9 protein-coding genes, 2 rRNA genes and 1 pseudogene are annotated in these 11,300 nt (G+C 69.4%); all 12 read left to right on the top strand.

Annotated features, from left to right (window positions below; translation table 11 throughout):
• Window positions 1–125 (top strand): 23S ribosomal RNA (locus J5X86_RS47115); the annotation flags it as partial.
• Window positions 126–215: 90 nt separating this feature from the next.
• Window positions 216–332 (top strand): 5S ribosomal RNA (rrf, locus tag J5X86_RS47110).
• 147 nt (window positions 333–479) lie between these two features.
• A complete protein-coding gene (locus tag J5X86_RS47105; RefSeq protein ID WP_208522755.1) occupies window positions 480–1,088 on the top strand; it encodes a CDP-alcohol phosphatidyltransferase family protein in 609 nt (202 codons plus the stop codon).
• A gap of 113 nt (window positions 1,089–1,201) precedes the next feature.
• Window positions 1,202–3,697, top strand: coding sequence for a mannose-1-phosphate guanyltransferase (locus J5X86_RS47100; protein ID WP_208522754.1), 2,496 nt, complete (start codon window positions 1,202–1,204; stop codon window positions 3,695–3,697).
• Between the two features lie 116 nt (window positions 3,698–3,813).
• Window positions 3,814–4,740 carry a DUF881 domain-containing protein gene (locus J5X86_RS47095; protein ID WP_119993371.1) on the top strand — a complete coding sequence of 309 codons (927 nt, stop codon included), beginning with the start codon at window positions 3,814–3,816 and terminating at the stop codon, window positions 4,738–4,740.
• The gene (locus tag J5X86_RS47090; protein ID WP_014058688.1) at window positions 4,737–5,069 is read left to right on the top strand and encodes a small basic family protein; all 333 of its coding nucleotides are present in this window, start codon (window positions 4,737–4,739) and stop codon (window positions 5,067–5,069) included. The genes J5X86_RS47095 and J5X86_RS47090 overlap by 4 nt, the downstream gene beginning before the upstream one ends.
• Window positions 5,070–5,626: 557 nt before the next feature.
• A complete protein-coding gene (locus J5X86_RS47085) occupies window positions 5,627–6,523 on the top strand; it encodes a DUF881 domain-containing protein (RefSeq protein ID WP_374229484.1) in 897 nt (298 codons plus the stop codon).
• A 130-nt stretch (window positions 6,524–6,653) separates the two neighbouring features.
• On the top strand, window positions 6,654–7,481 hold the full coding sequence (locus J5X86_RS47080) for an FHA domain-containing protein (RefSeq protein ID WP_374229483.1): 828 nt from the start codon (window positions 6,654–6,656) through the stop codon (window positions 7,479–7,481).
• Window positions 7,482–7,498: 17 nt separating this feature from the next.
• Entirely contained in the window at window positions 7,499–8,251 is a 753-nt protein-coding gene (locus tag J5X86_RS47075) for a MerR family transcriptional regulator (RefSeq protein WP_208522753.1), read from the top strand.
• A 52-nt stretch (window positions 8,252–8,303) separates the two neighbouring features.
• Window positions 8,304–8,777, top strand: a complete 474-nt coding sequence (locus J5X86_RS47070; RefSeq protein WP_014058684.1) for a bifunctional nuclease family protein — start codon at window positions 8,304–8,306, stop codon at window positions 8,775–8,777.
• A 167-nt stretch (window positions 8,778–8,944) separates the two neighbouring features.
• Window positions 8,945–9,571 carry a MerR family transcriptional regulator gene (locus tag J5X86_RS47065; RefSeq protein ID WP_059143932.1) on the top strand — a complete coding sequence of 209 codons (627 nt, stop codon included), beginning with the start codon at window positions 8,945–8,947 and terminating at the stop codon, window positions 9,569–9,571.
• A 127-nt stretch (window positions 9,572–9,698) separates the two neighbouring features.
• Window positions 9,699–11,082: pseudogene (locus tag J5X86_RS47060) on the top strand (DNA polymerase IV); the annotation flags it as partial.
• Between the last annotated feature and the right edge of the window lie 218 nt (window positions 11,083–11,300).

Raw genomic sequence — 11,300 nt, 5'->3', positions numbered from 1 at the left:
AGATGAGGACTCCCACCCACTTGATGGGTTAAGGCTCCCAGTAGACGACTGGGTTGATAGGCCAGATATGGAAGCCGGGTAACTGGTGGAGTTGACTGGTACTAATAGGCCGAGGGCTTGTCCTCAGATGCTCGCGTCCACTGTGTTGGTTCTGAAGCAATGAACCGTATTGAACCCCCCTCTTGGGGTGTGGTTCCGGTTCAGTTTCATAGTGTTTCGGTGGTCATAGCGTTAGGGAAACGCCCGGTTACATTTCGAACCCGGAAGCTAAGCCTTTCAGCGCCGATGGTACTGCAGGGGGGACCCTGTGGGAGAGTAGGACACCGCCGAACAATTCTTCAAAAAGACCCCGATGGGAATCCACTTCCCTCGGGGTCTTTCTTATGTCCATGTCCGGTACGCCCCGGTGCGGGACCCATGCGGGCCTACCGGTAGAGTCATGGGGCATCATCGGCCTGTTTCTCACGGGAGGCTCCCGGGTGGAGGTACAGGAGACACGAGTTCAGACGGACCGTGTGCTCACCATCCCGAACATCCTCAGCGCTGCGCGCCTCGTCGGCGTGCCGCTTTTCCTGTGGTTGATCCTCCGGCCCGAGTTCGGCGGGCCCAACAGCGACGGCTGGGCACTGCTGGTGCTGGCGTTCAGCGGTGTCAGCGACTATCTCGACGGGAAGCTGGCCCGTCGCTGGAACCAGATCAGCAGCCTCGGCCGGCTTCTCGACCCGGCGGCCGACCGGCTCTACATACTGTCGACGCTTGTCGGTCTCACCTGGCGCGAGATCCTGCCCCTCTGGCTGACCGCGGTCCTTCTCGCGCGAGAGCTGGTCCTGCTGGTGATGGTGGGCATCCTCCGGCGCCACGGCTATCCGCCGCCCCAGGTGAACTTCCTCGGCAAGGCGGCGACCTTCAACCTGATGTATGCCTTCCCCTTGCTCCTTCTGAGTGAGGGAAGTGGCGTGCTTCACACGATCGCCGCAATTTTCGGATGGGCGTTCGCCGGATGGGGTACAACACTCTATTGGTGGGCAGGAGTCCTCTACGTGGTTCAGGTCCGCCGACTTGTGAGGGCGGACACCGCGGCCGACTGAGTTCGCCGTAGCGGCGTCCATAGAGGCCGGGGCCCGTAGTGCGGTAGATGTAAGGGCCATCCGGCGTGCACGGTCGGCATGACCGTCGTCTCTTCAAGGAGGACGCTTCCGACATGAAGGCCGTCGTGATGGCAGGGGGCGAGGGAACTCGTCTGCGCCCGATGACCTCGACCATGCCCAAACCGCTGCTGCCCGTGGCCAATCGGCCGATCATGGAGCATGTGCTGCGGCTGCTCAAGCGGCATGGGCTCAGCGAGACCGTGGTGACCGTCCAGTTCCTCGCGTCCCTGGTCAAGAACTACTTCGGTGACGGCGAGGAGCTCGGTATGGAGCTCACGTACGCGAATGAGGAGAAGCCACTCGGCACCGCCGGTAGCGTCAAGAACGCGGAGGAAGCACTCAAGGACGACACCTTCCTTGTGATCTCGGGCGACGCCCTGACGGATTTCGACCTTACGGATCTGATCAATTTCCATAAGGAAAACGGAGCCCTTGTCACCGTCTGTCTGACGCGCGTCCCCAATCCCCTCGAATTCGGTATCACCATCGTCGACGAGGCCGGAAAGGTCGAGCGTTTCCTGGAGAAGCCCACCTGGGGGCAGGTCTTCTCCGATACGGTCAACACCGGCATCTACGTCATGGAGCCGGAGGTCTTCGACTATGTCGAGCCCGATGTGCCGGTCGACTGGTCCGGAGATGTCTTCCCTCAGCTGATGAAGGAAGGCAAGCCCATCTTCGGGTATGTCGCCGAGGGCTACTGGGAGGACGTGGGCACCCATGAGAGCTATGTGAAGGCCCAGGCCGACGTTCTCGAGGGCAAGGTCGACGTCGAACTCGACGGATTCGAGATCTCACCCGGTGTATGGGTCGCCGAAGGGGCGGATGTGGATCCGGAGGCCGTGCTCCGCGGCCCGCTCTATATCGGCGACTACGCCAAGGTGGAGGCCGGTACCGAGATCCGTGAGCACACCGTCGTCGGCTCCAATGTCGTGGTGAAGAGCGGCGCCTTTCTCCACAAGGCGGTGGTACACGACAACGTGTACGTCGGCCAGCAGAGCAATCTGCGCGGCTGTGTCATCGGCAAGAACACCGACATCATGCGCGCCGCCCGTATCGAGGACGGGGCCGTCATCGGTGATGAGTGCCTGATCGGTGAGGAATCGATCATCCAGGGCAATGTGCGGGTCTATCCGTTCAAGACCATCGAGGCGGGCGCGTTCGTCAACACCTCGGTGATCTGGGAGTCGCGGGGGCAGGCCCATCTGTTCGGCGCCCGCGGTGTCTCCGGCATCCTCAATGTGGAGATCACCCCGGAGCTCGCGGTGCGGCTCGCCGGAGCCTATGCGACGACCCTCAAGAAGGGCTCCACGGTCACCACTGCGCGTGACCACTCCAGGGGTGCGCGGGCGCTCAAACGGGCGATGATCTCCGCCCTGCAGACCAGCGCCATCGACGTACGGGACCTGGAGAATGTACCGCTGCCGGTGGCCCGGCAGCAGACCGCGCGCGGCAGCGCCGGCGGCTTCATGATCCGGACCTCGCCCGGGGTGCCGGATTCGGTGGACATCATGTTCTTCGACGAGCGGGGCGCCGATCTGTCCGCGGCCGGTCAGCGGAAGCTGGACCGGGTGTACGCCCGCCAGGAGTACCGCCGGGCCTTCCCGGGCGAGATCGGTGACCTCAGTTTCCCGTCGAGCGTCTTCGACTCGTACACGGGCTCGCTGCTGCGCGCCGTGGACATCAGCGGCATCGCCGAATCCGGTCTCAAGGTCGTCGTGGACGCCGCCAACGGAAGCTCCGGGCTGGTGCTCCCGAGCCTGCTGGGACGGCTCGGGGTGGACGCGCTGACCATCAACCCCGGCCTGAACGAGGCGCGTCCGACGGAGACCGCCGACGCCCGCCGGTCGGGGCTGGCCCGGCTGGGCGAGATGGTGGCCTCGGCGCGTGCCGCGTTCGGGGTGCGGTTCGACCCGGTCGGTGAGCGGTTCTCGCTCGTGGACGAGCGGGGCCGCATCGTGGAGGACGACCGGACGCTGCTGGTGATGCTGGACCTGGTGGCCGCGGAGCGGCGCAGCGGGCGGGTGGCGCTTCCGGTGACCACGACCCGTATCGCCGAGCAGGTGGCGGCGTATCACGGCACGCAGGTGGAGTGGACGACCACCGCGGCGGACGATCTGACCCGGGTCGCCCGGTCGGAGACCACCATCTTCGGCGGTGACGGGCGCGGCGGATTCATCATCCCCGAGTTCAGCAGCGTCTTCGACGGTACGGCTGCCTTCGTCCGGCTGATCGGGCTGGTGGCGCGCACTCAGCTGACGTTGAGTCAGATCGATGCGCGGATCCCGCGGGCGCATGTCCAGCGGCGCGATCTGGCCACCCCATGGGCGGTCAAGGGCCTGGTCATGCGGCATGTGGTGGAGGCCGCGGGCGACCGCAGCGTGGACACCACCGACGGGGTGCGGGTCGTGGAGGCCGACGGGCGGTGGGTCATGGTGCTGCCCGACCCGGCCGAGGCGGTCACCCATCTGTGGGCGGAGGGCCCGGACGACGCGTCCGCGCAGGCCCTGCTGGACGAGTGGTCGAGCGTCGTGGACAGCGCGGGGCGCTGACCCCGGGGCCGTCTGCGCACGTCTGAGCGCGTGGGGGCGCCGCCCCGAGGTCCCCGATCCGGCACGCCGGAGGGGCCATTCGGTGGCGGCGGCCCCCACGTGCGACGATGTGCGGCATGTCGCAGCCGCCCCCCGTTCGGAGCACAGCATCGCCGCGCCCTCGCCCGCGCCTCGACGCGTCCATGTCGCTGCTGACCAATGTGATGGACCACAGCCTCGACGACGGTTACGCCGAGGCCGCCGCGCGGCGCGGTGAGACCGGTCGCTCGGGCCTGCCGCGCACTATGCGGGCCAAACTGGGGCTGGCTCTCGGCCTTGTCCTGGTCGCGGTGGTCATCACCGTCGGCGCCGCCGAGGCGCGGATATCGGCGCCCACGCTGGCCAAGGAGCGGGGAGAACTGATCGACCGTATCGAGACGGGGAACTCGAACGCGGACGACCTCGCCAGGAGCGTGGACAAGCTCCGCGGCGAAGTCGGGGAGAAGCAGCGGCAGGCACTGGAGAAGCACGGCGGAGCCAAGGCCGATCTGGTGGCGCTGCTCTCGGGGGCCAACGAGGTGACGGGCCCCGGGGTGAAGCTGGTGGTCGACGACGCCAAGGGCGCGGCCGGCGGCGGCGGGGGACCACGGGAGAGCGCCGACTTCTCCGATACCGGCCGGGTGCGCGACCACGACATGCAGCGCGTCGTCAACGGCCTGTGGGAGTCGGGCGCGGAGGCCATCTCGATCAACGGACAGCGGCTGACGGCGCTCTCGGCGATCAGGGCTGCGGGAGACGCCATACTGGTCGACAACAAGCCGCTGGCGCCGCCGTATACGGTGCTCGCGGTGGGGGACGGGCAGCGGCTGAGCACCGCTTTCCAGAACAGCGCGGACGGCCAGTATCTGCATGTGCTGCAGCAGAACTATGACATCCGCACGAGCATTTCCGCCCAGGACTCGCTCCGGCTTCCGGCCGCGCCGAGCCTGATCGTACGCACCGCGGAACCGATAGCCGGTGGCTCCGGCAAGGGTGACGCCGACACAGGGAAGGGCACATCGTGATCGCCGTATTGGGGCTCATCGTGGGAGTCGTGGTCGGGCTTGTGGTCCGACCCGTGGTGCCGACGGTGGTCGAGCCCTATCTGCCGATCGCCGTCGTGGCGGCACTCGACGCGGTCTTCGGGGGCTTCCGGGCGATGCTGGACGGGATCTTCGACGACAAGGTCTTCGTCGTATCGTTCCTGTCCAATGTGGTGGTGGCCGCACTGATCGTCTTCCTCGGTGACAAGCTGGGCGTCGGTGCCCAGCTGTCGACGGGAGTCGTGGTCGTGCTCGGTATCCGGATCTTCTCCAACGCGGCCGCGATCCGCCGCCATGTCTTCCGGGCGTGAGGCCGATGACGACCGACGACACCCCTGAGAAGCCCGAGCGGCCAGAGTCGGCCGAGAACCGACGGCCGGCCGAAACGCCGCGACGGCCGGCCGAAACGCCGCGACAGTCGGCCGAAACGCCGCGACTGGCCGAGAGGGACGCGAAGCCCGAAAGGCCCGAGCAGGCAGCGAAGGCCGAAAAGACCGAACCGGGCGCTGAACAGCCGCGGCGGTCGCCCGAGCCGCCGCGACGGCCGGAGACGGCCGAGAAGCCCGTGCCCTCCGGGGAGCCGCGCGAGCGGACACAGCCGGAGCGGCCGTCGGCGGCCGAAACGCCGCGGCCGGGCGCTCCGTCCGCCCGGAAGCCCGAGCACCGTGACGTACGGGAGCAGCCGGGCAGGCCGTCCACGCCCCCGCGGGGTGAGCCGGGCAGGCCCGCCGGGCCCGCGCGAGGCGAGCCGGGCGGGCCCCCCGCGCCTCCGCGAGGTGAGCCGGGCAGAGCTGCCGGGCCCCCGCCGGGCCGCCTCAAGGACGTCGCTCTCCGGACGCCCTTGCCCAAGGCCGTGCTGCCCGAGGCCCTGCCGCCGCAGGCCCAGGGCCGGCCCGTGAAGGCGGGCGACACGCCCACGCCGGGCGCCGAGGGCACCAGGCCCCCCGGCGAGCCCAGGAGCGGCCCCGGAGAGCGTGTGGGGCCCGCCCCCGGCCCCGGAGCCGGGCAAGGCGGCCCTGGGACTGGGCAGAGGCCGGAAGAGGCCCAGACCGGCCGCCAGCGGCTGCTGAAGGGCGTATGGCCGCCGCGGCTGACCCGTGCGCAGCTCATCGTCGCCCTGCTGCTCTTCGGCCTCGGCCTGGGCCTCGCCATCCAGGTGCGCTCGACCAACGAGAACAGCGTGCTGCGCGGCGCCCGGCAGGAGGACCTGGTCCGGATCCTCGACGAGCTGGACTCCCGCACCCAGCGGCTCCAGGACGAGAAGCGCCGGCTGGAGAACCAGCGCACCGAGCTGGAGAACAGCTCGGACCAGGCCGAGGAGGCCCGCAAGCAGACGCTCCAGAAGGAGCAGCAGCTGGGCGTGCTCGCGGGTACGGTGGCAGCACAGGGTCCCGGCATCACGATCACGATCGACGACTCCCGGGGCTCCGTGGAGTCGGACATGCTGCTCGACACGGTGCAGGAGCTGCGCGCGGCGGGCGCCGAGGCGATCCAGATCGGCAAGGTGCGGGTGGTCGCCGGCACCTACTTCGCGGACAGCGGTGGCGCGATCCAGATCGATGGACAGAAAGTGACGCAACCGTATGTTGTGAAGGTGATCGGCAAGCCAGAGGATCTGGAGCCGGCGCTGAACATTCCCGGCGGGGTGGTGCAGAGCCTGGAGAAGGAGCAGGCCACTGTGTCCGTGCGGCGGGAGAAGAAGATCGTTGTGGATGCCTTGCGATCGGCGAAGCGGCCTGACTACGCTCGGTCGTCATCACGGTGAGGCGGTTCGAAATGAGGGTCTCTCGGGGAGACCATGTGGACGCGGGGGGTCAACGCACCAGAAGATCCGCGCGTGATGGAAACTGTCTGGTGGTCACGGACGTTGTGAGGATGTCCGGACCGTCTGGTGTGTGCATCGAGGGTTTGTCCTGCCCCACGGGCGGGTCTGTTTCAGTCAAGGGGAATCGCCCGTGAAGTTGTTCGGGAAGTTGTTCGGCAAGAGTGCCCGCCAGGATGGCGGCAGCAGCACCGCTCGCCACCGCGCCTCGCGTGCCGCGGAGGAGAGCGGAGGGGGGACCGAGGAGCGCCCGCTGTTCCGGGACCAGGTCGGCGCGCAGGGCGCGTCTGTTGACCCCTCCGCGACCGGCCCCATAGGTTTCCAGGAGCCATCGGCCGCTCACAGTGGTGGAGGGTTCGGCTTGCCTGTCTGTCAGCGGTGCGGCCACCGGAACGCGGAGGCCAGCCGGTTCTGCTCCAATTGCGGCGCCCCGCTGCGGGGCGGCGCGCCCTCCGAGCGTGCCGCGGAGACCACCTCCACCATTTCGATCTCGGGTCTCGAGGCGTACGACTCCGAGGTGACCGGGCAGACGCCGCTGCCGTCGCTCAGCCCGGAGGCGCAGGCCGCCGTCGAGGCGCTGCCGATGGGATCGGCACTGCTGGTGGTCCGGCGCGGGCCGAACTCGGGCAGCCGCTTCCTGCTGGACAGTGATGTCACCACGGCGGGCCGTCACCCGCAGAGCGACATCTTCCTGGACGATGTGACGGTCTCCCGCCGCCATGTGGAGTTCCGGCGCGGCCAGGACGGCAGCTTCACCGTCTCGGACGTCGGCAGCCTCAACGGGACGTATCTCAACCGGGAGCAGATCGACGCGCCGGTGGTGCTGGCCAGCGGCGACGAGGTGCAGATCGGTAAGTACCGGCTGGTCTTCTACCCGAGCCAGCGGGGCGTCGGCATCTGACCCGTCAGGGGAGGTCCATGCTTCAGACACCGTCGGGCGGTGCCGGTACCGGCACCGCCCCCACGGGCAGCCGGTCGATGAGCATCGGCACCGTGCTGAATCTGTTGCGGGACGAGTTCCCCGAGGTCACCATCTCCAAGATCCGCTTCTTGGAGTCGGAAGGTCTGGTCGAGCCGCGGCGGACGCCCTCCGGCTATCGCAAATTCAGCCGCCGGGATGTGGAGCGGCTCGGCCATATCCTCCGGATGCAGCGTGACCACTACCTGCCGCTCAAGGTCATCCGGGAGCATCTGGACGCCCTGGAGCGGGGCGAGCCGTTGCAGCTTCCTGCCGTTTCGCAGGGAGCGCGGCAGCCCGGTGTGCTCGACGGCGGTACCGGGGCGGCCGCGGACGGCCCCACGGTCGCCCGGCTGGGCCGTGCCGAGCTGCTGGCAACGGCCGAGGTCAGCGAGGTGCAGCTGGCCGAATGGGAGTCGTACGGGCTGCTCGCGCCGAGCGCGGACGGCGGGTACGACATCGATGCGGTGACCGTCGCCCGGCTCATCGCCGAACTCGGTCGTTTCGGCCTGGAACCACGTCATCTGCGAATCATGAAAGCCTCCGCCGAACGCGAGGCAGGAATGGTCGAGCAGGTGGTCGCTCCGCTGCGGTTGCATAGAAACCCGCAGACCAGAGCGCATGCGGAGGCCAGTGTGCGGGAGCTCGCCACGCTCTCCGTACAGCTGCACGCGGCCCTGGTGCGGTCGGCTCTGAGGGTCCAGGAGCGGTGACCGACCGGGCCCCGACTATCCAAACCGGCCGGGCACGTCCTAGGGTTGCTGTGTGAACGAGCTCGACGTCGTGGGTGTCCGGGTGGAAATGCCCTCCAACCAACCGATCGTGCTCCTGCGTGAAGTGGGAGGCGACCGGTACCTCCCCATCTGGATCGGACCAGGTGAGGCGACCGCGATCGCCTTCGCTCAGCAGGGCATGGCTCCGGCGCGCCCGCTGACCCATGACCTTTTCAAAGACGTACTCGAAGCGGTCGGCCAGCAGCTCACGGAGGTCCGGATCACGGATCTGCGCGAGGGGGTCTTCTACGCGGAGCTGGTCTTCGCAAGCGGCGTGGAGGTCAGTGCCCGGCCGTCCGACGCCATAGCGCTCGCGCTGCGCACCGGAACGCCGATCTACGGCAGCGACGGCGTGCTGGACGACGCCGGTATCGCGATCCCGGACGAGCAGGAGGACGAGGTGGAGAAGTTCCGCGAGTTCCTCGACCAGATCTCGCCCGAGGACTTCGGAACCAGCAGCCAGTGAACGGTATGCCGGTCCTCGCTCGCGCATTCGAGTAGCCTTTCCCGGACGAGGGACACGGGAAACCACTCTTAGGGTGATTATCACTCGGCGTGCCGAGTGTGGCGATCGTTGACGCACCCCGGGTGACTGCCTACCTTCAAGGTGGCAGGTCGAGGACGGAGGTCGGCGTGAGAAGCACCGGCGACGGCACGGCAGCCGGCGGTCCGTATACGCTCCAGGGGAGCGCACCGGCCGATCCGGCGTTGAAGGCTCGGGTCGCGGCACAGGCAGCACCGCCGCGTGAGCCCGCCGCGGGGGAGACGGAGCGGGTCGGGTACCGCGGACCGACCGCATGCGCGGCCGCGGGCATCACCTACCGCCAGCTCGACTACTGGGCCCGCACCGGGCTGGTGGAGCCGAGCGTCCGGCCCGCGTACGGCTCGGGCAGCCAGCGGCTCTACAGCTTCCGGGACGTGGTCGTCCTCAAGATCGTGAAGCGGCTGCTGGACACCGGCGTATCGCTGCAGAACATCCGGGCGGCGGTGACCCATCTGCGTGCCCGGGAGCTCGACGACCTGGCCCAGATGACGCTGATGAGCGACGGCGCGACCGTCTACGAGTGCACCTCGCCCGATGAGGTCGTGGACCTCCTCCAGGGCGGTCAGGGTGTTTTCGGGATCGCCGTGGGCGTCGTCTGGCGGGATGTCGAGAGCGCGCTGTCCCAGCTGCACGGCGAGCGGGTGGACACCGGGGAGACGCTGATCCGGCACAACCCCACCGATGAGCTCGCGGCGCGTCGCAACCGGGCCGGTTGAGCGCTCGCCCTTTTCGTCAGGCGCCTTTCGTCAGGCGCCGCCCCGGACGTGAGCGGAGCGGCGCCCCGGGCCCGCCCCCGGGCCGTCGTGCCGCCCATTGTCAGTGGTGTGCGGCAGCATCGTAGGTGTGAGGGGTGCGCCGACGATTCTCCATCTGGACATGGATGCCTTCTACGCCTCGGCGGAGCAGGCATCCAAGCCCAGCCTGCGCGGTAAGCCGGTGATCGTGGGGGGTCTGGGGCCGCGTGGCGTGGTCGCCACGGCCTCCTATGAGGCCCGGGTGTTCGGGGTGCACTCGGCCATGGCGATGGCCCAGGCCCGCCGCCTGTGTCCGAACGCGGCGTTCCTCATCCCCCGCTTCACTCTCTACCGCGCCGTGAGCGACGTGGTCATGACCCTGCTGCACACGCTCTCGCCCCTGGTGGAGCCGCTCAGCCTGGACGAGGCGTTCGTCGATCTGGAGGCGGGCGGCACCGAGCCCACCGTGGGGGCGGCGCGCGCCGTGGGGGAGCGGCTGCGGACCGACATCAGGGCGGTCACCGGGCTGACCGGCTCGGTGGGGCTCGCCGGATCCAAGATGCTCGCCAAGATCGCTTCGGAGCAGGCCAAGCCCGACGGCCTGGTGGTCATCGACACCGGGACGGAGCGCGAGTTGCTCGGCCCCATGCCGGTGCGGACACTCCCGGGCGTCGGCCCCGCCACGGCGGAGACGCTGCGCCGGGCCGGGATCCACACCGTGGCCGAGACGCGGGAGGCGGGCGAGGCCGAGCTGGTGCGGCTGCTGGGCCGGGCCCACGGCGCGTCGCTGTTCCTGATGGCCGAGGGCCGGGACGAGCGGCCCGTCGTCGCCGAGCGGGACGCCAAGTCCATCTCGGTGGAGGACACCTTCGACGTCGACCTCACCGACCGCACCCGGGTGCAGCTGGAGATCGCGCGGCTCGCCGACCGCTGTGTGCGGCGGCTGCGCGAGGCGGGTCGCTCGGGGCGGACGGTCGTGATCAAGGTGCGGCGGTACGACTTCTCCACGCTGACCCGTTCGGAGACCCTGCGCGGGCCGACCGACGATCCGGGGGTGGTGCGGGAGGCCGCGGCGCGGCTGATCGACGGTGTGGACACCACGGCGGGTGTGCGGCTGCTGGGGGTCGGGGTCAGCGGTCTGGCGGACTACACCCAAGAGGATCTCTTCGCGCAGGCCGCCCAGGCGGCGCAGGCCGCCCAAGCGGCCCATGAGGCACTGGGGGACGCCCGGCGCGTGCCGGGCCCCGAGAGGCCGGAGCCTGTTGGAGAGGGCGCGGGAGAGGCTCCTGAGGACGCTGGGAAGCCGCGGCGCTGGCTGCCGGGCTCCGATGTGCGGCACGCCGAGTACGGGGCGGGCTGGGTGCAGGGGAGCGGGGTGGGCCGGGTGACCGTGCGCTTCGAGGAGCCGTGGTCGCGGCCGGGGCGGGTGCGGACGTTCGCCGTGGACGACCCGGCGCTGGAGCCGACCGAACCGCTGCCGCTGCTGCGACCGGACGAGGACGGGACCCCGGGCTCGGACGCGGCCCCGGAGGAGGCCGCGATCCCGGACGCGGACGGGGCTCCGGACGTGGCCGCGGGCCCGGACGAGTATCCGGCTCCGGAGGAGGCCGTGAACCCGGCCCTGGACGCGGACCCGGCCGCGGGGAAGGTCGCAGGCTCGGTCCAGGAGGAGGTCGCGGGCCCGGGTCCCGATGTGGCCCGGGAGGTGGGT

It is taken from the genome of Streptomyces sp. NEAU-YJ-81 (assembly GCF_017592595.1).
Lineage (GTDB): Bacteria > Actinomycetota > Actinomycetes > Streptomycetales > Streptomycetaceae > Streptomyces > Streptomyces hygroscopicus_B.
This window is presented reverse-complemented; position numbering and strand designations above follow the sequence as displayed.

Excerpts from the sequence above, each read along its gene's own strand:
- J5X86_RS47100 (WP_208522754.1), top strand. The coding sequence starts at position 1,202 with ATGAAGGCCGTCGTGATGGCAGGGGGCGAGGGAACTCGTCTGCGCCCG.
- J5X86_RS47095 (WP_119993371.1), top strand. The coding sequence starts at position 3,814 with ATGTCGCAGCCGCCCCCCGTTCGGAGCACAGCATCGCCGCGCCCTCGC.
- J5X86_RS47075 (WP_208522753.1), top strand. The coding sequence starts at position 7,499 with ATGCTTCAGACACCGTCGGGCGGTGCCGGTACCGGCACCGCCCCCACG.